General features: G+C 53.7%; 23 protein-coding genes and 1 tRNA gene. 17 read left to right on the forward strand and 7 right to left on the reverse strand.

The annotated features are described in order from the left end of the window. The first annotated feature begins 21 nt into the window (after positions 1-21). Positions 22-939 carry a homocysteine S-methyltransferase family protein gene (locus AB1F12_RS05405; RefSeq protein WP_368187144.1) on the forward strand — a complete coding sequence of 306 codons (918 nt, stop codon included), beginning with the start codon at positions 22-24 and terminating at the stop codon, positions 937-939. A gap of 18 nt (positions 940-957) precedes the next feature. Further along, positions 958-1332, forward strand: coding sequence for a hypothetical protein (locus AB1F12_RS05410; protein ID WP_368187145.1), 375 nt, complete (start codon positions 958-960; stop codon positions 1330-1332). A 27-nt stretch (positions 1333-1359) separates the two neighbouring features. On the opposite strand, the gene AB1F12_RS05415 is transcribed toward AB1F12_RS05410, so the two are convergent. Genes AB1F12_RS05415 through AB1F12_RS05440 form a run of 6 tightly spaced genes read right to left on the reverse strand, consistent with a single transcriptional unit; the run spans position 1360 to position 6898 of the window. Continuing rightward, positions 1360-2274: an AEC family transporter gene (locus tag AB1F12_RS05415; protein ID WP_368187147.1), complete on the reverse strand. Its 915-nt coding sequence runs from the start codon at positions 2272-2274 to the stop codon at positions 1360-1362. Positions 2275-2309: 35 nt separating this feature from the next. Continuing rightward, positions 2310-3581 (reverse strand): organoarsenical effux MFS transporter ArsJ, encoded by a 1272-nt coding sequence (gene arsJ, locus AB1F12_RS05420; RefSeq protein ID WP_368187148.1) that lies wholly within the window; start codon positions 3579-3581, stop codon positions 2310-2312. A 24-nt stretch (positions 3582-3605) separates the two neighbouring features. Further along, positions 3606-4604 carry an ArsJ-associated glyceraldehyde-3-phosphate dehydrogenase gene (locus AB1F12_RS05425; protein ID WP_368187149.1) on the reverse strand — a complete coding sequence of 333 codons (999 nt, stop codon included), beginning with the start codon at positions 4602-4604 and terminating at the stop codon, positions 3606-3608. Continuing rightward, positions 4601-5401 (reverse strand): helix-turn-helix domain-containing protein, encoded by an 801-nt coding sequence (locus tag AB1F12_RS05430; RefSeq protein ID WP_368187150.1) that lies wholly within the window; start codon positions 5399-5401, stop codon positions 4601-4603. Before AB1F12_RS05430 ends, AB1F12_RS05425 begins: the two co-directional genes overlap by 4 nt. Positions 5402-5457: 56 nt before the next feature. Continuing rightward, positions 5458-6108, reverse strand: a complete 651-nt coding sequence (gene lipB, locus AB1F12_RS05435; RefSeq protein WP_368187151.1) for a lipoyl(octanoyl) transferase LipB — start codon at positions 6106-6108, stop codon at positions 5458-5460. Next, positions 6101-6898 carry a LytTR family DNA-binding domain-containing protein gene (locus AB1F12_RS05440; protein ID WP_368187152.1) on the reverse strand — a complete coding sequence of 266 codons (798 nt, stop codon included), beginning with the start codon at positions 6896-6898 and terminating at the stop codon, positions 6101-6103. Before AB1F12_RS05440 ends, lipB begins: the two co-directional genes overlap by 8 nt. Positions 6899-7184: 286 nt before the next feature. Here AB1F12_RS05440 and AB1F12_RS05445 point away from each other — a divergent pair. The 13 genes from AB1F12_RS05445 (at position 7185) to AB1F12_RS05505 (ending at position 21259) form a co-directional block, all read left to right on the forward strand. Then, positions 7185-7271: transfer RNA gene (locus tag AB1F12_RS05445), tRNA-Leu, on the forward strand. A gap of 494 nt (positions 7272-7765) precedes the next feature. Further along, entirely contained in the window at positions 7766-9130 is a 1365-nt protein-coding gene (locus tag AB1F12_RS05450; protein WP_368187153.1) for a hypothetical protein, read from the forward strand. 60 nt (positions 9131-9190) lie between these two features. Continuing rightward, positions 9191-9388, forward strand: coding sequence for a hypothetical protein (locus AB1F12_RS05455; protein ID WP_368187155.1), 198 nt, complete (start codon positions 9191-9193; stop codon positions 9386-9388). Then, entirely contained in the window at positions 9385-10401 is a 1017-nt protein-coding gene (locus tag AB1F12_RS05460) for a tyrosine-type recombinase/integrase (RefSeq protein WP_368187156.1), read from the forward strand. The genes AB1F12_RS05455 and AB1F12_RS05460 overlap by 4 nt, the downstream gene beginning before the upstream one ends. 366 nt (positions 10402-10767) lie before the next feature. Further along, entirely contained in the window at positions 10768-11631 is an 864-nt protein-coding gene (locus AB1F12_RS05465) for a hypothetical protein (RefSeq protein WP_368187158.1), read from the forward strand. Between the two features lie 97 nt (positions 11632-11728). Beyond that, positions 11729-11974 carry a helix-turn-helix domain-containing protein gene (locus tag AB1F12_RS05470; RefSeq protein ID WP_106164137.1) on the forward strand — a complete coding sequence of 82 codons (246 nt, stop codon included), beginning with the start codon at positions 11729-11731 and terminating at the stop codon, positions 11972-11974. Next, positions 11974-13266 carry a type II toxin-antitoxin system HipA family toxin gene (locus AB1F12_RS05475; protein WP_368187159.1) on the forward strand — a complete coding sequence of 431 codons (1293 nt, stop codon included), beginning with the start codon at positions 11974-11976 and terminating at the stop codon, positions 13264-13266. The genes AB1F12_RS05470 and AB1F12_RS05475 overlap by 1 nt, the downstream gene beginning before the upstream one ends. Positions 13267-13587: 321 nt before the next feature. After that, positions 13588-13785 (forward strand): hypothetical protein, encoded by a 198-nt coding sequence (locus AB1F12_RS05480; protein WP_247034448.1) that lies wholly within the window; start codon positions 13588-13590, stop codon positions 13783-13785. A 149-nt stretch (positions 13786-13934) separates the two neighbouring features. Next, positions 13935-14129, forward strand: a complete 195-nt coding sequence (locus AB1F12_RS05485) for a helix-turn-helix domain-containing protein (protein WP_058239057.1) — start codon at positions 13935-13937, stop codon at positions 14127-14129. Continuing rightward, positions 14126-15670, forward strand: coding sequence for a type I restriction-modification system subunit M (locus AB1F12_RS05490; protein WP_368187161.1), 1545 nt, complete (start codon positions 14126-14128; stop codon positions 15668-15670). Before AB1F12_RS05485 ends, AB1F12_RS05490 begins: the two co-directional genes overlap by 4 nt. Then, on the forward strand, positions 15667-16926 hold the full coding sequence (locus AB1F12_RS05495) for a restriction endonuclease subunit S (RefSeq protein WP_368187163.1): 1260 nt from the start codon (positions 15667-15669) through the stop codon (positions 16924-16926). Before AB1F12_RS05490 ends, AB1F12_RS05495 begins: the two co-directional genes overlap by 4 nt. Then, complete coding sequence (locus AB1F12_RS05500; RefSeq protein WP_368187165.1) at positions 16927-18165, forward strand: AAA family ATPase; 1239 nt, start codon at positions 16927-16929, stop codon at positions 18163-18165. After that, complete coding sequence (locus AB1F12_RS05505) at positions 18158-21259, forward strand: type I restriction endonuclease subunit R (protein ID WP_368187167.1); 3102 nt, start codon at positions 18158-18160, stop codon at positions 21257-21259. The genes AB1F12_RS05500 and AB1F12_RS05505 overlap by 8 nt, the downstream gene beginning before the upstream one ends. Before the next feature lie 18 nt (positions 21260-21277). On the opposite strand, the gene AB1F12_RS05510 is transcribed toward AB1F12_RS05505, so the two are convergent. Further along, a complete protein-coding gene (locus AB1F12_RS05510; RefSeq protein WP_368187169.1) occupies positions 21278-22195 on the reverse strand; it encodes a GIY-YIG nuclease family protein in 918 nt (305 codons plus the stop codon). A 477-nt stretch (positions 22196-22672) separates the two neighbouring features. On the opposite strand from AB1F12_RS05510, the gene AB1F12_RS05515 reads away from it, so the two are divergent. Next, on the forward strand, positions 22673-23551 hold the full coding sequence (locus AB1F12_RS05515) for an ArdC family protein (protein ID WP_368187171.1): 879 nt from the start codon (positions 22673-22675) through the stop codon (positions 23549-23551). A gap of 218 nt (positions 23552-23769) precedes the next feature. Beyond that, positions 23770-24654 (forward strand): hypothetical protein, encoded by an 885-nt coding sequence (locus tag AB1F12_RS05520; protein ID WP_368187172.1) that lies wholly within the window; start codon positions 23770-23772, stop codon positions 24652-24654. The last annotated feature ends 95 nt before the right edge of the window (positions 24655-24749 follow it).

Genomic DNA, 24749 nt, shown 5'->3' on the forward strand with positions numbered 1-24749 from the left:
CAGTTTAAACAGGGGATCAGCATGGGTTTAAATCGTGTTTTGCCGCACCAGACAACCGACCGGTTTTTGACCTATACGGGGTATGAAACCGATCTGATTTTCACCCAAGGCATTGATTTGCCCGGATTTGCCAGCTTTCCGTTGCTGGAAACGGATCAGGGGCGCGCAGCATTGGCGCGTTATTATGTGGAATTGATGGCATTGGGGCAGGCGGCGGGGATGCGGGTGCTGCTAGAGGCGCCGACTTGGCTGGCGCACGCGGATCGCGGGGCGGCGCTGGGCTATGACGCGGCCCGTTTGGCACAGCGCAACGCACAGGCGATTGCGTTTTTGTCGCAGTTGCGACTGCATCATGATCCATCAGCCATCATCAGCGCCAATATCGGCCCGCGCCGGGACGCCTATGCGGCAGATGCGCAGATGTCGGTCCCCCAAGCTCAGGAATATCACGCCGCGCAGTTAAACACCTTGGCGCAAACGCCGGTGGATTTGATCAGCGCCTATACATTTTCGGACCCGATCGAAGTCATCGGATTGATCCGCGCCGCAAATGCAGTGTATCTGCCGGTGATGGCGGCCTTTACGGTGGAAACCAATGGGCGATTGGCAAATGGCATGGACTTGGCCGGTGCAATTGCGCAGGTCGATGACGCAACCGACGGATATGCTGCCTATTATATGGTCAACTGCGCCCACCCAGATCACATGGCCTTGATCGATTTCGCCACACAACCACGGGTGCGGGGCATCGTTGCCAATGCGTCGCGCTGTTCACATGCAGAGCTTGACCAAGCCACAGTCCTAGATGCCGGTGACCCGGTTGAATTTGGACAATTGATGGCAGGTCTGTTGCAAAAGGCCCCGCAGCTCACGGTTTTGGGCGGCTGCTGTGGCACCGATTTTCGGCACTTGCGTCAGATCGCGACGTGTTTAACGTAACCTCAAAGAGAGGGCATTATGCGGTCGTATCTATTTTTTATTGGTTTGGCGGTCGTTTTTGCCGCAATCCTGCGAACAATGTTTGCTGATCCGGACGTCACTATTGTTGTCCGGATTTACGAAGCGGAAACTGTCGCGAACATCACGCACAAAGTGCAAGCTTTTGCGGGTTATATGCCTGAAACGGTCCGTGCTCGCGAAGCCAGTCTGGGGGCGCTGATCGGGTTACGTGCAATTGATGAAACGCCCAAAACCTATCGGATGAAACGCAGTAATACGTTCCATATTTATGTCATTGGTCAGTCGGATGAACCAATACATTACAGCTTGGTGCCCGGCCGAATGGGGTTGTCTCATACATTGGACATCACGTTGGACAGCTATACAGAATAGCAGTGGCATTTGCGGCTATGGGGCGTTCTATCCCGCCCCAAGCACATATTGTCCCAGCGCCAAACTTAGGGGCAAGGTCAGGAAACTGGCCAAGGTTTGCACGGTTATGATCGCGGCCATTAACGGTGCATCGCCCCCCATTTGGCGCGCCAAGGTGTAGCTGGCCACACCTGTGGGGAGGGCGGCAAAAATGATGGCGACTTGGGCCGTTAGCGGATCTGCGCCCAACACCAAAGCCGCTAAAATGACCGCAACCGGATTGATGATAAATTTACCCAGCATCGACAGGCCAATGGCCCGACGTGAGCCACCGATGCCGCGCAGCTTTAGGTTGGCGCCCACACATAGCAGCATGATCGGCAGGGCCGCCTGGCCCAGAATGCGGGCGATTTCGTGCAACACGGGCACCTCGTTCAACCCCAAAAGGTTAAACACCACCCCTGCGCCAATCGACAGGATCAACGGGTTTTTCACCAGCCCCATCAGAACCGCGCCATTGCCGCCGCCCAATTGCCGGGTCATCAACGTGACCACGGTGACATTGACCACAGGCACCAACAGGGCCGATCCCAAAACCGCAATTTGCAGGCCCGGCGTGCCAAATAATGCCTCGGCGATGGCCAGCGCCACAAAGGTGTTGAACCGCGCCGAACCCTGCAACAAGGACGACGCGACGGGTGCGTCAAATCTGCGGCCAAACCACCAGCCACAGGCGATAGCCGCAAAGAAACCCGCATATAGAACCAATCCGTATTGCCCCAGATCCCCCGACAGATCGGCGGCTGAAATTTTGGCAAAAAACAGCGCGGGCATCAGCACCCAATAGACCAGCCGGTCATTGAGGTTCCAAAACTCGGTCGAAGGAATACCTCCGCGTCGCAATCCATACCCCATCAGGATCAGGGCAAAAACCGGAGCGATAGCAAGAAAGATCGTGATCATGACGGATGCCTGTTTGGTGCTGCAACAGGCTTAGGTCACGGGGCGGTCTGGTGCAATGGGGCTGGGACCTGACGTAATTTTGCGATTGATAGCCAGCTGAGGCCCACCATCAACGCGGCGGTGCCCAAACACAGTGGCAGGCCGCCAAATTGATAGGTCAGCCCCGACAGCAATGTGCCCAGTAACCGCCCCGATGCATTGGCCATGTAATAAAATCCCACATCCATCGTCACCCGGTCGTCGCTGGTGAACGCAAGGATCAGATAGGAATGCACGGATGAATTGATCGCAAATACCGCGCCAAAAACCAGCAATCCAATGATCAGCAAAATGGTCAACCAAAGGGCAGGGGCCCCAGCGATCCAAACCGCCCCGGCCAAAACCAGAGGGATGAAAAACAACGCACCAACCCAGCGCTGGGCGTCGTGCAGGATTGCGTCGGTGGTTTTGTCCTTGGCGGCCAAAATCCGTGGCGCGCTGGCCTGCACCGCCCCATATAGGATCACCCACAAGGCCATGAATGTGCCGATGATGAAAAACGCGGTGCGATCTGCATCCGGGGTGCCGTGGGACAAAACAGCGTGGAAATAAATCGGGATGCCCACCACAAACCACACATCGCGTGCGCCAAACAGAAACACCCGCGCAGCAGATAACCAATTGACGCGGCTATTCTTTGAAATCACCTCTTTGAACTTGGCGCTCTTTTTGCCTTTGGGCAATCCACCCGGCATTTTGAATAGCAAAATCAACAGGATCAGGCCAATTGCTGTGGCCATGCCCAGAATCGCTGGCACAAATCCAAACAGGCCCAGTGCGGCGGCACCGATCAAAAAACCCAGCCCTTTGACAGCGTTTTTGGATCCGGTCAACACGGCAACCCAGCGAAACAATCCGCCGTTTTCAGACGGGGCCAGCAATTTGACCGCGCTTTTGGAACTCATCTTGGTCAGGTCTTTGGCCACGCCGGACAGGCCCTGGATGGCCATGACAAAAATGACCGATGCCAGAACGGACCAGTCCGGGTTCAACTGGGACAGGGCCAAGAGCGCGAGGACTTGGATGCCCAGCCCGGCATATAACGTGCTGGTCAGGCCAAACCGCGCCGCGATCCAGCCCGCGGACAGGTTGGTGGCAATGCCTGCGACCTCATAGAGGATGAACAGATAGGCCAGCTGGACCGGGGAAAACCCCAGCCCGTTGAAATGCAACAGCACCAACATACGCAAGGCGCCATCCGTCAACATGAACGCCCAATAGGCAGCAGTGACAGCGATATAAGCCGAAAAGCCCGCAGGTTTGGTCACGTAAATGGTCCTTTTGTCAGTCCCTTACAGGGATTTGCCAACCATCAGGGCCACGTCAACCAACCGGTTGGCATAGCCCCATTCATTGTCATACCAGGCATAGATTTTGACCTGTGTGCCATTGACCACCATGGTGGATGGTGCATCAACAATCGAAGACCGCGTATCATTGGTATAATCCGTGGACACAAGAGGGCGGGTTTCATAGCCCAGAATGCCGTTTAATTCACCATTGGCAGCGGTTTCAAACAGGGCGTTCACCTCTTCTACGCTGGTGGCTCGGTTCACTTCGAACACACAATCGGTCAGCGATGCGTTCAGCAACGGCACCCGCACGGCGTGGCCGTTTAATTTGCCAACCAGATCGGGATAGATCAGCGTGATCGCCGTGGCCGATCCGGTGGTGGTTGGGATCAGGGAATTGAGCGCAGACCGCGCACGGCGGTAATCCTTGGCCGGGCGGTCAACAATGGTCTGGGTGTTGGTCACATCGTGGATGGTGGTCATGGATCCGTGTTTGATGCCCAGGCCTTCGTGGATGACTTTGACGACCGGGGCCAAGCAATTGGTGGTGCAGCTCGCCGCGGTGACAACCCGGTGTTTGGCCGGATCATAGATATCGTCGTTTACACCGATTACGATATTGGCGGCGTCGTCTTCTTTGACTGGGGCGGATACCACGACCTTTTTCACGCCAGCCTCAAAATAGGGAGCCAGTTTGGCGTTGGTTTTGAACACGCCGGTACAGTCGATCACCACATCCACGCCATCCAATGGCAGATCGGTTAGGGACCGGGTCGACAGGGCCGGAATGGTGGTGCCATTGATGGTGATGCTGTCGTCTGTTGCGGAAAAATCAGCGTCCCAACGACCGTGCACCGTGTCAAATTCCAGCAAATGCGCGTGCATATGTGGATCCCCCACCGCGTCATTCACAAAGGCGATCTTTGCGCCGGAGTCCAACAAAGGCTTGAGTGCCAGTTTACCCATCCGGCCAAGACCGTTGATTGCATAAGTGGTCATGATATCGTCGATGTCCTTGCTATATCGTCCATATGGTTTTGAAGCGTCACGCGATCAAACGTGTCGAGTTTAAGGGATGTAAAGGCCTGTAGGCGCGTCCACATTGCCGTAAATGCCGATTGAAATGACGTCGGCCCATTGCGCGACGGATCAGGCAGGCCCCAATGGGCGCAAATCGGATGGTTGGGCCAGAGGTGATGATCGGCATTGGCGGCGCGATCACAAATGGTGAACACAAAATCCATCTGAGGCGCATCCGGGGTGCGAAACTGAGAGAGGTCTTTGCTATACAAATTCGAGACGTCGATATTTTGACGTTCCAGTTCCGCAATCGCCCGGGGATTGGGCGCAGATTTGGCACAGGTTCCGGCCGAATAGACATTGAACCGGTAAGGTGCCAGATGGCGCAGGATCGCTTCGGCAATGATCGACCGGGCTGCGTTTCCGGTGCAGATGAACAGCACGTTATAGGTGGCTTTGGCTGGGGTGGTGACCATGGGGGGGCACATATCCGGCCGACCGCGACAGCAATCATCGAACAGATCGGTCACAACGGATCGGGCCGCCGATAAATCCAGATCGTATAGCAGTGATGTGCCCGCCCGACTTTGGCGGATCAGCCCGACCTGCGAAAGGGTCGCCAAATAAACCGAGGCAGTGCTGGGTTTTAGGTCCAGCGCTGTCGCAATTTCACCTGCGGGCAGGGCATCAGGACACCGCCGCATCAACAGACGAAACACATCCATGCGTTTGGGGTGGCTCAGGGCAGACAGACGATCTAGTAGCAGTGATTCCATATTTCACGAATATATGAAATACGTAACAACTCCATGACAGATGTGAGGAAAATAATCTAAGCGCCAAACACCTGATCAAAGCATTTGCGCAAAGCCACATCGACATCATCCATCCCCACAGGCAGCCCCAGATCAACCAGCGATGTCACCCCATGTTCGGTGATCCCACAGGGGACAATCCCGTCGAAATGGTCCAGCTGGGGTTCTACATTGATGGAAATGCCGTGAAAACTGACCCATTTGCGCAGCCGGATTCCGATGGCGGCAATTTTGTCTTCGGGTTTGGCCCCGGTGAGGGTCAGTGGTTTGTCGTCACGTACCACCCAAACGCCGACACGCCCGTCGCGTTTTTCACCGGTGACGTTGAATTCGGCCAATGTGGCAATCACCCAATCCTCTAGCTGCTGCACAAAGGCGCGCACATCATGACCGCGTTTGCCAACATCCAGCATCACATACGCCACCCGCTGACCCGGCCCGTGATAGGTATATTGCCCGCCCCGTTTACTGTCATAAACCGGAAACCGGTCCGGATCGGTCAGATCACGCGGATTGGCCGATGTCCCGGCCGTATAAAGCGGGGGATGTTCCACCAGCCAGATCGCTTCTGAGGCGTCGCCGCGCGCGATGGCATTGGCGCGGTCCTCCATAAAGTCGACGGCCGTGTCGTAATCGGTCAGCCCTTGGGATGTGATCCATTCAACCATGTTCTACCCCGGACAACAGCCCGGCCTCCTTTACGGCTGGCAGATAGGTGCGCGATACCGGAATGTCACGCCCATCACTGAGCCGCAAAACCGTTTTCCCATTTGTCTGCTGGGCATCGGTCACTTGGTTCAGGGCGACCCAATGGGACCGATGCACCCGCAACCCTTTGGTTGGCGGCACTTCTTGGATGGCGTCGGTCAATCGGATCAACAGCAATTCGCCGCCTTTGTTTGTCACCACATCGACATAGTGATCCGTGGCCGACAACGATATCAGATCGCCGCGTTTGTCAGCGGGCAACCGGTCCAGCAGACGGGACGTGGCAGAAACGGGATCTGTCGTCAGTTTGGCGATGCGCAATTTGATCATGGCAAAGGTAAACGTGACACAAATCGCAACCGCCAGCACCTCTAGCCACAACATCACCATGGTTTTCATATCGGCCAGATCCAATCCAAAAACCAACCAATTGACCAAGGCGACCTCGGGCAAGACCAGCAACGCCGCTGCAACTGACCCGGCGGCTACGGAAACCCAATAGGGAAACTTCTTTTTGGCGCGAATGGGTTCGGCGGCAAAAATGCTGCCGATTGCGCCGGTAAAAAACGTCAATGTGACCATGACCGGCCAATAGATCAGGCGTCCGAGCAGTGATAATTTGTCATGGGTTTCAAATGGCCCCGCGATCCCAAAGATGACCCCCGCAGACATCAGCGCGATCCAAATCGTCGGATTTTTGACCCAAGTGAGCACCTGTTGACGGGCAGTTTCCATCGGGGAAGGGGACAAGTGGCGCTCCTGTTGTTGGGCAGGAGCACCCCAAATTTGCGCTCACTTGCCGTTAGGGTCAATTTACCACCATCGTTAACGAATGCCAACGGGCGGCAGGCGCGCGCAGCATCAAAAAACCACCGCAAAGGTGCAAAATTTGCGTGACCTACATCAGATGGCCCCCTGCAATTGTCATGCCGGTGTTGCAAATGCAGGAATGCAATCATCAATCGGCATTGGCGGCATTTTTGCCCTTCACATCCGCCCTTGTCCCCGCTATTGACCCGCACACCAAGCTTTGACGGCGGTCGTGGCGGAATTGGTAGACGCGCAGCGTTGAGGTCGCTGTGAGGTAACACTCGTGGGGGTTCGAGTCCCCCCGACCGCACCAAAACAGACACCTTGGTCTGCAATCTTCTCTAAAGCTTTGAACGGTAAGGCTATTTGTGGGGTTCTAGGTCCCTTAAAACGGTCGTATTGGATGCGGTCTGCGAAGGCCAGTTTTAGCACTGTGCGACGCAGGGCTGTGTGACCTGATTCCCAGAGTTTCCGAGGATTTGAGAGGAATGTGAGGACCGGTTCTAGTTTTTCCTCGTAAGTTCCTCTCGGTTCGGCTTGATGTGTCAGCTGTTCGCCGAGGATGATCTTTTGTTTTTCCAACGCCCCGATCTTGGTCTCATAAGTGCCAATCACGGTGCCATTGGTTGATTCCATGATGCGCGACAGCAGCGTTTCGATTTGCTTGTCCAAAACACGAAGTTGGTCTTTTCCAGACTTGATGGCGTCTTGCGCTTGAGCACGGCGTTGGTTCCACGCGTGATGGAACATCGCCTTCGCTACAGCGCGAAGCTTGCCGCTTCTTCTCCTTTCAACTAGTTTCAACCCATGACCGCCAAACGCCCGCTGGCTGTTAACACGCTGGCCCGGATTGCACGCGGCATGAAACGGTATGTTCTGGATGCGGAACGCCCTTTTCTGGTGAACATGACACAAGGTGGACAGGTTGCCCCATCGATCACCCGGTTCAATTCTGGCGCGACAGGCCACGCGATCACCGACCCAATGGCAACGGTTACAGCGAACAGCTTTATCAAACGCCCAGGTGGGGCCGCACCGATTGGATTGCTGGCACCGGCATTGGCAACCTATTATGGCCACACTGGAAATCGGGGAAAGCGCAGCGCAAACGTATTAGAGCCGCTGCGCACCGTTACAACCGAAAATAGACACGCTGTAATCGCACCCAGCCTCATGAGCCTCAAAGGCACATCGCGCCGATCCAGTTCAGCCGTTGAACCACATCCAACGATTTTAGCCGGCGGATTTCATTCTGCGCTGATCGCACCGCACGTCGCCACAATGCGCAACGCTCAGAAGCCGTTTAGTCACGCAGATGAACCTACCCACACAATTACAGCTGGGGGCGCAGGGTTGTATGTTGCAGCACCGGTCCTGACCTATGCCCAACAAGGCGGATCAAACCGATCGGTCACAGACCCGCACCACACAATCTGCGCAAACAGCAAGGATCAGAATGCGGTGATCATTCCAACCATCGTCGGTTGCGGTGGTCGCGCGGCACAAAGCAGACCGAGGGGTGGCCCCGAACCTTTGGCGACTATTACAGCCAAGGCGGACAGTTGCGCAGCAACGGCCTTCCTTGCCCAGCACAACACAGCGCGAAAAGGCGTCAATCCGGGCCGGTCCTTGGAACAACCCGCATCCACCGTGACAGGTACAGGTAGCCAGCAAGGCGTGATTGCGTCGTGGTTTGCCAAATACTACGGAACCGGCGACGGGGCCCTGACCGACGACCCCATGCACACGGTCACCGTGAAGGATCGCTTTGGCCACATGCAGGCCGACATACAAGCCCCGCCATTCACCCCTGAAATGGAAAGCCGTGCCCGTGAAGTTGCAGACTTTCTGCGGGCCCATGACGCTTGGGACGGGGGCGAGTTCGTCACACTGGAAATCGACGGTGAAACCTATGTGATCGCGGATATCGGAATGCGGATGCTGACCCCGCGCGAATTGTTCAACGCCCAAGGCTTCCCATCTGACTATGTAATCGAAGGCGTCTGGAACCACGAAGCCGAAACCGACAAATGGACATGGAACCCCTTCACCAAAGCAACGCAAGTCAGCTGCTGCGGCAACAGCGTCTGCCCCGACATGGGTGCAGCACTGGTCGGCGCAAACTGCGCGCACCTCAAAGTCAACGCCGATCAGGAGGCCGCGCATGGATGATCGAAGTCAGATTGTAGTTGGGATCAAGTCAGCTCAAAATATGTGGAAGAGGATTGGTTTATGGTGATCAAATTAAGCAAATCTCTTGAGAGACAGGCCGACAGGGCAAATGCTTTGATTGAATACTTCGAGCAAAAGGGCCGACATATTTGTGGTGTCAGGATCGACAACAACGTTGTTCATCTTGATTTCCGCGACAACGATGCTCCTAACTCGAAGCATCACGACGTTGCGGATTTAGTGAGGATGGATGATTGAAACGAGACCTTCCTGCATATGTTGTCCGCCTCAAGGGTGTTTTGTATTTCAAACGTAGAGGATGGAAAACTTATCGATTTCAGAACCAGATTTTGAATGACGGGTTTTGGGCCGAATATGCGCGGACACTGAACGGCGTAGAAATTAAGCCCACGGTGTTTCTGGTTCGCGATCTCATCGCCCGCTATTATGATTCCCCAAAGTTCAAGAATTTGGCTGACCGAAGCCGAAAGGACTACATCAAGTATCTGGATGTTTTTGGGAAAAACGCCGGAGCGGTTGGCGTTAGTTCAATTAAGCGGAAGAACATCATCGCTTGGCGTGATCAACTTGCGGTTAAACACACCCCACATTTTGCCAATTATTGGCTCCGTGTTGTGCGGCCATTATTTGAATTTGCAATTGATCTAGATGCTCTATCAAGCAACCCCGCCAAAGGGATACCTTCGCTTAAATACCAAAAGCGAGAGGCTAAACCTTGGCCTCTAGAATTGATCCAAAAAGCGCGGGAAGCCCGACCCTCCGGTGATCGGACCCGACTGCTGTTTGAGTTGCTGTATTGTACCGGTCAGAGGATTGGCGATGTCCTTGATGCGGAGTGGACTGACATTCAAGGTTCAAGAATATCAGTGCGGCAGAATAAGACCGGAACACCGTTGGTTCTGCCAATTACCGAAGAACTGGCCAAATGCTTAAGGGAGGCGAAGCGTTACAACGAAGTCCCAACGATCCTGGCTAACTATCAAGGCAAGGGAAAGTGGTCGTATCGTGGCGCTCATGACGCGGTAATGAAGCTGCGGAAGGAAATTGGAGCGCAAGATCATGCTATCCATGACATCCGGCACACCGTTGCGTCTGAGATCGTAGCTGCAGGTGGCGGGGATGAAGAGGGCATGGCGATCACTGGCCACAAAACGCCTAAGATGTTTGCTCACTACAGCAAGGCAACGAGGCAAATAACACGGGCTGAGAACGCTCAAAAACGGCGGGGACAGAACAAAAACAAAACGTGAATGAGTAGGGAAATGGGTAGAGATCGAAAGCTCAAAACCTTCGAATGTAGCTAACCCATTGAAATTAAATGGAGGCGAGTACCGGAATCGAACCGGTGTACACGGATTTGCAATCCAGAAAGAGATAAAGCAAAAACAACGGCTTAGGGGTGCAAAATGCCCCCTGACAAAAAGTGAACAAAAAGCGAAAGTTTCAAAGCCAAATTCGCCGGTTCAAAACGAAAAAGGCCCCGTCACAGCGGCAACTGTGAACCGGGGCCAAATAGAAAAAGCCTGTCAGCTTTCGAAGCACATTAGCATGGGCCAGTGCTGCACCGCAAATGCTCAGTCGGCTTTTTCGTGGTCTCTGAGCGGCGAGGTGGTCCAATGAGCTGGCGCATCGCAAACGAATGCGCCGAGCGCCGCTTTGGCAGCGCCGCGCGCAAACAGATCATCATGTTCCTGGCCGACAAGGCGAGCGATGACGGCTCAGGCATCTGGTGCTCCAAAGGGACGATCCAGCGCCACACAGAGCTTAGTGAGAGCACGGTCAAGCGCACCATCATCGACTTCTTGCGCGAAGGCATTTTGATTGAGACAGGGCGGCGGCACTGCAAGAACGGCTACACCGTCATTTACCGCATCGTACTGGAGCGCGTTGCCGCGCTCGAACCCACGGCTGAGCCCGACATCGACACGGGGGTCACTGTGAACCCCGTCCAGCCTGAACCCGGCACGGGGTCCACGGTGAACGGGGTACGGGGTTCACGGTGGACCCCAAACCATCCTAAAACCATCCATAAACCACCTACGCGCAGGCGCGAGGCGGCGGCGGAGGTTGAAGATCTTGAAGCTGAGACGATCTTGGCGGTCTATCCCGAGGACAGGATCCGAGACCGGCGAACCAGTCTGCGCCTGATCGCAGCGGCCGTGAAAGCAGGGGTTAAGGCCGATGACCTGCAGCAGGCGGTCAAAGCCTATGCCAAGGAAAGCGAGGGCTATACACGCAGCAAGGTCTGTTTTTCGGACAATTGGTTCAAGATGCGCCGTTGGGAAAAGGGGCTCGCCCAGTTGCAAGCCGACCGCGAGAAGGCGCGAGAGGCCGAAGCCAAAGGTCGCGCCAGCCTCGCCGAGTGGATCCACGAGCGCCATCCCCTGTGCCGCCACATCACCAACGGGCAGATCAAGGACTTAATCGCGTCAAAGGTGGTGACGCCTGAGCAGGTGCGCGCTGCGGGGCTGCAGGCATGAGCGCGACTCTATTGCTACGCTATAGCGTAAAAAGTATATATTTACGTTGCGGCGTAATTTGTTTTCATTTACGCTGCGCCGTAAAAGGAGCCGCATCATGGACTTCACAGCACGAACGGCCGAGCAGATTGGCGAGGCACTCCGCCGGACGCGCAAAGCGCGCGGCTGGACCCAAAGCGATATCAGCGCGCGCACGAATTTGCGCGTCGCGACGATTTCATCGCTGGAGAATGGCGACGCGGGCACCAAACTCGCCACTGTGCTCGCTGTCATGGCGGCTCTTGGGCTTGAGTTCAGATTGGTGGAGCGCGGTGGCTCGCTTGAAATCGAGGATATCTTCTGATGGCGAAACGCGGGCGTAGCGGCACGATGCAGGTTCTTCTGAATGGAAGGCTGGTGGGGGCTTTGCGTCTCGCTGGCTCAGGCGCAATCAGCTTCAACTATGATCCGGACTGGCTGTCGTGGGAGCACGCCATGCCCATCTCGCTGTCCCTGCCTTTGCGCGAAGAGGCGCACCAAGGCGGCCCTGTCATTGCCTACCTGGAAAACCTGCTGCCGGACAATCAGGCGATACGTGAGCGCGTTGCCGCGCGGGTGCGTGCGGGCGGCACGGACGCGTGGCACATGCTGGAGAAGATCGGGCGCGATTGCGTAGGGGCGTTGCAGTTCGTCTCGGGTGAGGTCCCCGAGGTTGGCCCACTCGAGGGAGAGCCCGTAACTGAGGCGCAGATTGCTGATATGCTGCGCAACCTCGCGAGCGCTCCGCTGGGCTTGGATGAGGCAGACGACTTCCGCATTTCGATCGCTGGGGCGCAGGAGAAAACAGCGCTGCTGCGCCACGAGGGAACGTGGATCCGTCCATCGGGGCTTGCCCCCACAACCCATATCCTCAAGACCCAACTCGGCGTTCTGCCCGCTGGGATCGATTTGTCCGACAGCGTTGAGAACGAGTATTTCTGCATGAGCTTTTGCCGTGCCATGGGCATGGATGTCGCGGTGGTCGAGATTGCTGATTTTGAAGACGTGCGCAGCCTTGTTGTGACGCGGTTCGATCGGCGTTGGACCAAGGATGGCCGCTTGATCCGCCTTCCGCAGGAAGACTTTTGCCAAGCGCTCACAGTTCCGCCAAGCCAGAAATACCAAATGGATGGCGGGCCGGGGATCACCGAAGGAATCGGGTTGCTGACTGGCAGTGATGACCCCGAGGCGGATCAGCGCGTGTTTTTCCGCACGCAGGTGCTGTTTTGGCTTTTGGGAGCGACGGACGGGCACGCCAAGAACTTCAGCATTGCATTGCGCCCCGGCGGGTTCCGCATGACCCCGCTTTATGATGTGCTGAGCGCCCAGAAAGCCGTGGATGACGGTCAAATCCGCCAGAACCGGATGCGTCTCGCGATGGCAGTCGACGGGCACTACCGGATCAATGAGGTGGTGCCCCGCCATTTCCTGCAGGCTGCGAAGGCGGCAGGTTTTGGTGTGGCGCTGGCGGAAGAGGTCTTGTCGGGCGTCGCGTCTGAGCTTGAACCCGCCTTGGGCAAGACACTAGCAGATCTGCCGGATGGGTTTCCACAGCCATTGGCAGATGCCATTGCTGCTGGCATACGACGTCGGGCGATTGCCTTTCATGCCGTATGATCCGCAGATCATATTTCCGTTTTATGGTCGGTAGATCATATTTACCGTGAGCAATCTGCAGGCCCAGTACAGTAGTTGCAGCGTTCCAAGCAAGCTTTGACGGGCCAGCCCAGAGATTGAGGGCCAAACTCAGATCCTCAACGCCGTGTTTCTGATTGCTGAACATAAGCTGGCAGCCGTGCCAGACGCGGTGCAAGCCCCGCTTCAACTAGAAAATTCCCCTGCGCCAGCGCATTCCTCGCGAGCCAATTTTCCCGCTGACTTCCCCTTAGTGCCTGCTTTGGCCCTGTTCATCGAAACACTCAAAGTGAGGATCAAAACATGGCTACTCAAACTCTGAAACTGAACGTCAAATCCGGCGAAAAAGACGGCAAGAACTTCTGGGACCGCTGCGGCGTCCTCTTCGTCAACACCGACGACAGCGGCAACATCACGTCGATCAACGTCAAACACAGCATGTTCCCCGACGTCGAAATGGTCGCCTTCCCGCGTCGAGATGAAGAACAGGTCACTGAGTGACCTCAATGCCAGGGCGGATTTTCTCGCCCTGGCGCGCCGCCACGGGTAGGCATCAAATGAACGCAATCGATCACTGGAAAGCTAAGCTTGTCGCTTCGTCTCCTTTCAACTAGTTTCAATCCATATCCCTCAGAGAGGACATTTTTGAAATGCCCAATGAAGACATTTTGACCGTGAAAGAGCTCGCTGAGTATCTCAAAATCGCTGAGAAAACGGCCTATCGGTTCGCATCTGAGGGGAAGGTTCCCGGGTTCAAGGTGGGAAGCGCATGGCGGTTTCGCAAAAGCGAGATCGATCGCTGGATTGCTGAGCAGGAACAAAAACAAGAAGGGGAGCAGAAATGACGGGTCAGCAACAAGCTGAGGCTTTGCGCCGGGAAATCTGGCAAATCGCAAATAGAGTGCGCGGCGCGGTCGATGGCTGGGACTTCAAGCAGTTCGTCCTAGGGGCATTGTTCTATCGCTTCATCAGTGAGAACTTCACCAACTACATCGAAGGTGGCGACGACAGTATCGATTATGCTGGAATGTCTGACGCTGACATCCCCGATGACGTCAAAGTCGATGCGATCAAGACCAAGGGATACTTTATCTATCCAAGTCAGCTCTTTCAAAATGTGGCCAAGACCGCGAGCAAGAACGACAGCCTGAACACCGACTTGGCAGAAGTCTTTTCGGCGATCGAGGCTTCAGCGAGTGGCTACCCGTCGGAAGACGACATCATTGGCCTCTTTGCTGACTTCGACACCACCAGCAACCGCCTTGGCAACACGGTTAAGCAGAAGAACGAACGCCTGGCGGAAGTCCTCAAGGGCGTCGAAAGCGTAACCTTGAACTTCGACGAAAACGAAGGCGACCTCTTTGGCGACGCCTATGAGTTCCTGATCTCAAACTATGCGGCCAATGCGGGCAAGTCAGGCGGCGAGTTCTTCACGCCAACCCATGTCTCCAAGCTGATCGCCAAGCTGGCCTTGCACAAGCAAACCAGCGTCAACAAAATCTATGATCCGGCGGCCGGGTCTGGATCGTTGCTGTTGCAGGCCAAGGATGAGTTCGACAAACACATCATCGAAGACGGCTTCTTCGGGCAGGAGATCAACTACACCACCTACAACCTCGCCCGCATGAACATGTTTCTGCACAACATCAACTACGACAAGTTCAACATTCAGCATGGCAACACGCTGGAAGACCCGCATTTCGGCGATGACAAGCCCTTTGATGCCATCGTGTCGAACCCACCTTATTCGGTGAAATGGAAGGGCGCGGATGATCCGACCCTGATCAACGATGAACGCTTTGCACCAGCTGGTGTGCTTGCTCCGAAATCCAAGGCGGACTTTGCTTTTGTCCTTCATGCGCTGCACTACCTGTCGGCAAAAGGGCGCGCTGCAATCGTTTGCTTCCCGGGTATCTTCTATCGTGGTGGGGCAGAGCAGAAGATCCGCAAGTATCTGGTCGACAACAACTTTGTCGAAACGGTTATCGCACTCGCGCCAAACCTGTTTTTCGGCACGACTATCGCGGTGAACATTCTCGTGCTTGCCAAGAACAAGACCGACACGGCCGTTCAGTTCATCGATGCGACGGGTGAGGAGTTCTTCCGCAAGGGCACGAACAACAACTTCATGGAAGACCAGCACATTGCCGAAATCATCAAGATGTTCGAAAGCAAAGTGAACGTGGCTCACGTGGCCGAAACCGTCCCTTACGACAAGATTGTCGAGAAAGACTACAGCCTTTCGGTCAGCGCCTATGTCGAGCCAAAGGACACCCGCGAAGTTATCGACATTACCAAGCTGAATGCTGCGCTGGAAACCACTGTCGCAAAGATCGACCAACTGCGCGCAGACATCGACGCCATCGTCGCGGAGATCGAGGCATGAGCGAACTAGGCTTCCTGGAAATGCTGCTGGATGGGGCTTCGGTGGAATGGATGCCGTTGGGCGATATCGCGCAGTATTCAAAGACGCGCATCAGTTCAGAGCACCTCGACAAGACAAATTATGTGGGCGTGGACAACCTTCTGCAGAACCGAGCGGGAAGGGTTGATTCAAGCTATGTGCCCACTTCTGGCAATCTGACGGAGTATCGGGCGAGCGACATTCTAATCGGGAATATTCGTCCCTACCTTAGGAAGATCTGGCTTGCCGACCGAACAGGCGGAACCAACGGTGACGTTCTGGTCATCCATCCAACAGACGACGTTGTGAATCCGCGTTACCTGTATCAGGTCCTCACAGATGAAAAATTCTTTGAGTTCAATATTCAGCACTCCAAAGGGGCAAAGATGCCTCGCGGCAGCAAACCAGAAATCATTCGATACCCGGTGCCGGTTCCATGCCCAGACGATCCAAAGAAGTCGCGTGACATCCAATCTGAGATCGTTCGGATTTTGGAGAGCTTCACCGAGCTGACAGCCGAGCTGACAGCCGAGCTGACAGCCGAGCTTAAGGCCCGCAGCAAACAATACAACTACTACCGCGATCAATTGCTAAGCTTTGAGGGTTGTGACGTCGACTGGAAACCACTTGATGAAATTGGTGAATTTATTCGTGGGAAGCGTTTTACAAAGGCCGACTATGTCGATGACGGCGTCGATGTCATTCACTATGGAGAGATCTATACTCGTTATGGGGTTTACGCCTCACAAGTGTTTTCTCAAGTCAGCAAGGATCTGGCCGAATCGCTTAAATATGCAGAGCCGGGCGACGTTATTTTGACGGACGTCGGTGAGACAGTAGACGAGGTGGGTAAAGCTGTTGCATGGCTTGGAGACTCAAAGGTCGCGATCCATGATCACTGCTATGCTTTTCGGCACAAATTGAATCCCAAGTATGTAGCTTATTGCATGCAAGCTTCGTCATTTATCACCAAAAAGTCGAAATATGTGGCCCGAACTAAGGTAAACACATTGCTTATAAAGGCGTTTGGAAAGGCGGAGATTCCGGTACCTTGTCCTGACGACTCTGAAAAGTCCCTTGAAGAGCAGGCCCGCATCGTTGCCATCCTCGACAAGTTTGACACGCTGACCACATCGCTCAGCGAGGGCCTGCCGCGTGAAATCAAGTTGCGTCAGCAGCAGTATGAATACTACCGCGACCTGCTCTTGAGCTTCCCCAAATCCGAGGAGGCTGCGTAAATGAGCCAGACCCTCGAAGAGATCGCAAGGCAGCTGCGGGATGCCAACAAAAAGGTACAGTTAATCTACGCATTCAATGGCACCGGCAAAACCCGCCTGTCCCGGGCAATGAAGGAGCTCATTGCCCCGAAACCCGAAGAAGGGGAGGAAGGCGCGCTCTCCCGCGAAAAAATACTGTACTACAATGCTTTCACTGAGGACCTGTTCTATTGGGACAATGACCTTGAGTCTGACACGATACCAAGGCTAAGGGTCCAGCCGAACAGCTTTACGGACTGGATTTTGGTGGACCAGGGGAAAGGTGTGGACATCGTCAACAACTTTCAGAAGTACGCAACAGACAAGGTCACTCCAGCATTCAACGCAGTATATCAGGTAACTGACAAAGACGGCAAAAAGATTGATGTGCCTGCAAACTCAGAAGTGACTTTCCGAGTGAATCCGACCAATCTTGTCACAGAAGAAGGAGAGCTGATCGTCGCCGAGGATGGCAATCCGATTGTCACCGAACAATATGACGTTGTGAAAATCTCTAAGGGCGAAGAGAGCAATTTCGTCTGGAGCATCTTCTTCACGTTGCTCGAGGAAGTGGTTTCAGTTCTGAACATTGCCGAGGTCGGCGATCGACCAACAGATCAGTTCAATGGGCTGCAGTACGTTTTTGTTGATGACCCAGTCAGCTCTCTTGATGAAAACCACTTGATCGAATTGGCGGTGAACCTGGCGAACCTGATCCAAGCTGCGCCGCAGCAACTGAAATTCGTCATCACAACCCATAGCCCTCTGTTCTACAACGTTTTGCACAACGAGCTTGATCTAAAGAAGCAGGGCAAGAAGGAAGGGTGCTATCTGCTTGAACGGTTGGAAGATGGGACCTTCAATCTGAACGTCAAATACGGCGATGCGAACAAGAGTTTTTCCTATCATTTGCATTTGAAGAAAGTGTTGGAGGAGGCGATCGCCGGCAACACTGTCGAGCGATACCATTTTACGCTGCTTCGGAACCTTTATGAGAAAACGGCTGGGTTCCTGGGCTATGCAAGGTGGAGTGATCTGCTCGACACGGTGGAAGGCAGCAAAGATGCCTACGTGCGGGCAATCAACACTTTCACCCATTCGGCGCTTTCGAATGAACAGGTCAGGGATCCTTCGCCCGCCGAGAAAAACACTGTGAAGCTCTTATTGGATAACTTGGTGAAGAATTACGCCTATTGGCGACAGGATGAGCAAAATGGGTGAGCAGACGAAAACCATCGCGGAAACGAAGAATTTCATCGTCCTCGACAAGTACAACAAGGAATGGGACGCCGCAGATCGGTATCAGAGCGAAGATGATCTGGAACGTGAGTTGGTTCAGGACCTGGTCAATCAGGGCTATGAATTTATGCCTGCACTCACGACCCAAGAAGCCATGCTCGCCAACGTTCGGGTGCAGCTAGAAGAACTGAACAACGTCAAGTTTTCGAATGAAGAATGGAAGCGTTTTGCCGAGACTTACCTAGACAAACCCAGCGACAACCTCGTCGACAAAACCCGCAAGATCCACGACGATTATATCCATGATTTCGTCTTTGACGACGGGCGCATTCAGAACATCTACCTCGTCGACAAAAAGAACAAGGCGCGCAACAAACTGCAGGTGATCAAGCAGTTCGAGCAAGTGGGCAGTCATTCCAATCGCTATGACGTGACGATCTTGGTCAATGGTTTGCCCTTGGTTCAAATTGAGCTGAAACGGCGCGGGGTGGCGATCCGAGAGGCGTTCAATCAGATCCACCGGTACAGCAAAGAGAGCTTCAACAGCGAAAATTCCCTGTTCAAGTTCCTGCAGCTTTTCGTGATTTCGAATGGCACCGACACCCGGTATTTCGCCAACACCACCAAGCGCAACAAAAACAGCTTTGACTTCACCATGAACTGGGCGAAGTCGGACAACAGCTTGATCAAAGATCTGAAGGACTTCACCGCGACGTTCCTTCAGAAGCGCACACTGCTGAACGTTTTGCTGCAGTATTCGGTCTTCGATGTCAGCGACACATTGCTGGTCATGCGCCCCTACCAGATTGCTGCGACAGAACGCATTCTATGGAAGATCAAGAGTTCATTTGAGGCCAAAAACTGGAGAAAGCCAGAGGGTGGTGGCTTCATCTGGCACACCACTGGCTCTGGCAAGACCCTAACGAGTTTCAAGGCTGCGCGGTTAGCGACTGAGCTGGGATTTATCGACAAGGTTTTCTTCGTCGTGGACCGTAAGGATCTCGATTACCAGACCATGAAGGAATACCAGCGATTTTCCCCTGACAGTGTCAACGGCTCTGACAGTACCGCCGGGTTGAAGCGCAACTTGAGTAAAGACGATAACAAAATCATCGTCACGACGATCCAGAAGCTGAATAATCTAATGAAATCAGAAGGCGATCTGCCGGTGTACGATCAGCAGGTGGTCTTCATTTTCGACGAGTGCCACCGCAGTCAGTTTGGCGAGGCGCAGAAGAACCTGAAAAAGAAGTTCAAGCGATTTTATCAGTTTGGCTTCACCGGAACACCGATCTTTCCTGAGAATGCACTGGGGGCTGAAACGACCGCCAGCGTGTTTGGACGTGAGTTGCATTCCTATGTGATCACTGACGCCATTCGCGACGAAAAGGTTCTGAAATTCAAGGTCGACTACAACGATGTACGTCCCCGGTTTAAAGCCATTGAAACAGAGCAAGACGAAAAAAAGCTCAGCGCAGCTGAGAACAAGCAAGCGCTGCTTCATCAAGAACGTATTCGAGAAGTTTCGCAGTACATACTAAACAATTTCCGTCAGAAAACCCACCGAATGCATGCGGGAAGCAGTGGCTTCAACGCTATGTTCGCCGTCAGCAGTGTGGATGCGGCCAAGCTCTACTACGAAACCTTAAACGCTCTGCAGGCAGACAGTGAAAAGCCGCTGAAGATCGCGACGATTTTCTCGTTTGCGGCCAACGAAGAGCAAGACGCGATCGGGGACATTCAGGACGAGAGCTTTGATGTGTCAGCGATGAATAGCAGTGCGAAGGAATTTTTGAGCGCCGCAGTCGAAGACTATAATGCTTTTTTCAAGACGAATTTCAGTGTCGATAGCAGTGGTTTTCAGAACTACTACCGCGACCTTGCCAGCCGGGTTCGCTCGAAGGATATCGACCTGCTAATTGTCGTCGGCATGTTCCTTACCGGCTTTGATGCTCCGACGCTCAATACCTTGTTTGTTGACAAAAACCTCCGCTACCATGGCTTGATGCAGGCGTTCTCCAGGACAAACCGGATCTACGATGCAACGAAGACATTCGGCAATATCGTAGCGTTCAGGGACCTTGAACAAGCGACAGTTGATGCGATCACGTTGTTCGGTGACAAGAACACAAAGAACGTTGTGCTGGAAAAGAGCTACGACGAGTACATGAATGGTTTCGTTGATCAGGAAACCGGTGCGGCGCGACGCGGGTTCAGTGATGTTGTGAAGGAGCTAACCGAACGCTTTCCCAATCCGGACGAGATCGTCAAAGAAGAAGACAAGAAGGAGTTTGCAAGGCTCTTTGGTGAGTATCTGAGAGTCGAAAATGTGCTTCGGAACTACGATGAATTCTCAGCATTGAAGGCCTATCAGGGCCTAGACCCAAAAGACGCTGATGCCGTCGAAGAGTTCAAGCAAATGCACTACTTGAACGATGAAGACCTTCGTGACTTGGAGGCAATAGACCTACCCTCAGAGAGGGCGATTCAAGATTATAGATCGTCGTACAATGATATTCGCGATTGGCTACGTCGAGAAAAGTCGTCTGCTGAGCAAGAACAGAACACTATCGAGTGGGATGACGTCGTTTTCGAGGTCGACCTTCTGAAATCGCAAGAGATCAACCTCGACTACATCCTCGAGTTGATCTTCGACAAGAACAAGAAGGTGAAGAGCAAAGGAGATCTGATTGAAGATGCCCGGCGTGTCATTCGCGGCAGTCTTGGCAATCGGGCAAAAGAGAGTCTGATAGTGGACTTCATCAACCGGACTGATCTCGATCAGATTGATGACAAGGCTGGTGTGATCGACGCATTTTTTTCATTTGCCCAAGCGGAGCAACGCAAGGAAGTCGAGGAGCTTATCAAGTCAGAAGATCTAAATTCTGACGCCGCAAAGCGTTATATTTCGGCTTCCATAAAACGCGAATTTGCAAGTGAAAACGGTGCCGACCTAAATGCCATACTTCCCAAAATGAGCCCACTAAATCCGCAGTTTCGGACTAAGAAGACGATTGTCTTCGAGAAGATTTCGGCCTTTGTCGAAAAGTTCAAAGGGGTCGGCGGGCAAGTCTAGCGAAAGCGTTGACGCTGCCTAGGAGGGGCGGTTCGCTTCAGCTTGTTGCCAGTCATGGTAGGTCTGCTTCGATCCTTTGACCTTCCACTCCAGGCGGCCGTTGCTGTTTCGGTCTAAGATGACAGCTGCGGCGGCTGAAGGACTATTGAAGGACCAAGGTTTCGTGAACCTGAGTTTTTGGCCCGCGTCCGCGACCAAGACACCGTCTGTGACGAGCTTTTCCTTCAAGCCGCCGTAGCTTTGTTGGACATAGCCGGTCTCGGTGAGCGCCTCGGACCCTTCCAGCACAACAAATTCGCCATCTTCTTCGACAGCGGTCGCTTTGACGCCGCTCTTGTGGCGGATCTCGAACTGCACATCACCTTCTGTTCGCTCGTCGACCGGCTTCGCTGTCTGTGTCACCGCGCGCGGTTGTGGTTTGAGCAAATCCAGGCCAATCACGGGCAGGATGATGCGCAGGTTTGATAGAAACTGCTCCATATTGGCGATGTCGGCCTCTGGCAGTCGTCGTCTGCTTGTGTCCGGCTGAGTGCCATTGTCCAACGTGACGCGGCCTGCTTGAGCTGCTTGTTCTATGAGCCGCGCCTCAAGGTATTCCGCGTGCCCTTTGGATAGGTCGTCGTCACTTGTGGTGATGGTGATGGCTGTTTCCCAGAAATCTCTTTTGATCGCGCTTTGCTTGATCCTCTCAGCCACAGAGTTCCCAGAGCCAATATAGGCGCGGGATGCACCGGCCTTTTCTGGATCAGGACCTGACAGTATGTAGATGCCGGTCCGATCGACCTCTTCACGAGCGGTCAGATCGCCGAAAGCTGAAGCCCCGCTTACAAAAAGCAAACCTGTCCAACCATGGATCGTCGCTTTTCGCAGCCCGGTTGGCTTTCCGTCTACGAGGAAAAGCTGGATTGTTCGACCGAATGAGCCCTCTGGTTGCACGATTTTTCCTTGAAAACATGATTCTAACAATTGGTCTTGCAGCACACTTAAAACACGAAATTGCGTGATTGTCGTCCCGTTAGGACGGCTTGATTGCAATAGACTGCACCGGGGTTCAACGGGCCGCAGGCCCGCTCCCCCCTGTTCAGACATCCTTTTTTTGTTTTGTCCGCCCAACATCCCTGACCGTGGCGGTCAACCTTAGTCCATCCCCAAAATCAGCCACCAATTTCCCCTGTCTCGAGGGCGAGTCATTCCTCGCGCGGCAAATTGGCGTCTGATTTCGGCGCAGACATTTTCTTCGCAAATGTGGCCGATTGACAGCCCCGTTCAGGGTCGTGGGTCGGGCTTTGCCCTCTCCCACTCTGTTCCGCCGAATACATGCGTATTCGGTCAGATCAGGTGGCCGAGGCGCAGCCCATCGGCGGAAGGGGGCGCGAAGCCTCACCCGCGTCACTTTGATCGAGGAGGCCACAAATGGCACCGAAGTTTGATGTTTATGCCCATGTCACCGACACCATTATTGCAGAGATCGAGGCAGGCACGCCGCCATGGCGTAAGCCCTGGACCGGAAGCGCGTCCGGCATTGCCTTGCCGACACGGCACAATGGCGAGGAGTATCGCGGGATTAATATCCTGATGCTCTGGGTCATGGCGGCCAAGCATGGTTATGTGTCCAGCCGCTGGATGACCTACAAACAGGCTCAGGAGCTGGGTGGACAGGTCCGCAAAGGTGAAACGTCGTCGACCGTGGTCAAATACGGGACATTCACCCGAGAGAATGAATTGGGCATTGAGGAAGAACTGCCTTATGCGCGCGCCTATCGCGTCTTCAACGCGGATCAGATCGAAGGTTTGCCGCAGGAGTACTACATCCATCCCGAGGCCCCGCGCGATCTTGGCACGGCGGAAGATCCAGAGCTCGAGGCGTTTTTTAGCCGGACAGGGGCGGAGATCCTCACCAGCGACGACCCGCGCGCCTATTACAGCCCCGCCAAAGATCACATCCACATGCCGCCGATTGCCACGTTTCACAATGCGGCAGGCTACTATGGGACGTTAGCTCATGAGGTGATCCATTGGACCGGCAGCGAAAAGCGGCTGGGGCGGATCAAGAAGTTTGAGAACCGTGAGGCCTATGCCTTTGAAGAGCTGGTGGCGGAAATCGGCGCTTGTTTCCTTGGAACTCAGATTGGCGTCGCGACGGAATTTGACCAAAGCGCCGCCTATGTTGAAGGGTGTTTGAAAGCGCTCAAAGAGGACAAACGGGCGATTTTTCGCGCGGCGTCCGAGGCGCAAAAGGCCGCTGACTTTGTTTTGCAAGCAGCAGGTCAGAGCGACGAGGTGGCAGCATGATCCCTGACCATCACGACAAAGATTTTCTACCGGGGAGACAAGCGCAACCGGAAATCGGCCGAGATCAGAGCAGCGATACAGCCACGAACCAAAGGGCACGTACGAGTTAGGTCGAGGTGGATTCCGAAGGAGTAAGTTTGCGGCGTTGACCATAGGCAATTTGCGTGCATCAATCGCATGAGAATTTGGATGAACTCAAAATTTAAAGGAAAATTGTCTTGAAGGGTACCGTTCGCACGTCTCTGATTTTTGTTTTCGCAATGTCTCTTGCTCTAGCCGCTTATTACCTTTGGGGCAGGGATGCCTCTTTATACTCTGCGATGTGCCAAGCTGATGAAAAGCCTGTTATATGCTTGAGAGGCTGGATAAATCCGCTTGCTGCCGTATTCACTTTTATTGCAATTTGGTATGCTGCTAGACAAGTCACAGAAGCCCGACAGCAATCTCTAGCCTCTACGAGAGAAAGTTTGGTGTTGATGAGAAACGATTTGAACGATGCTATAACGTCAATGGTTTCTCTTTGGGATGACCTTGAACTAAATATCCCTTTTTACGAGCCTCAAGAGCATCACTTCTCAAGCTATCCAGAGTATTACCCTGATCCCAAAATACATGTTGATCAGCTTATCAGGAATAACGTCAGTGGGAAAAATTTAAAAAAATCAATTAGAAAGATTATATATGACGCTAATGTTGATCCGGGCATGGAGAAGATGTTCTTTGACATTGAGGATGCCGCAACTTTTGATCCCTATCTCTTTTTTCCGGGTGTGCTTTCAGCAAATGTACCGAAAGAAGAGTGGGACTTGGTGGTCTTTGATGAAGGTGGAGAAAAAGGCGAGAGAGTGCAAGTGTGTGAAGTTGACGGGGTTGAGTATGAGTTTCTGCTCAACATGTCAGATGAAGACTGGGATTATACAAAAGGATTATTCTTCGAGCTGGACAAAATGATAAAGAGTGCGATCAAACAGCTATTGGTTGAGAAGAGAATAATTAATATCGCGCTGTCAAAAGTTGACATTGAGCTTTCTGGGAAAGGTCGCGAGATAGTCGAAAAGGCTAGAGGGCAAGCGAAAGAGAAAGATCGGGAAATTAGACTGTAATTCTATGTCCGCTGCATGGGGTCTACAATCTGCCCGATGACGGGCAAAAGTATTGTGATGATCCAGCACGGATCGGTGGCTGGGCGATTTATGAT

Source organism: Aestuariibius sp. HNIBRBA575, assembly GCF_040932005.1.
GTDB lineage: Bacteria > Pseudomonadota > Alphaproteobacteria > Rhodobacterales > Rhodobacteraceae > CANLNM01.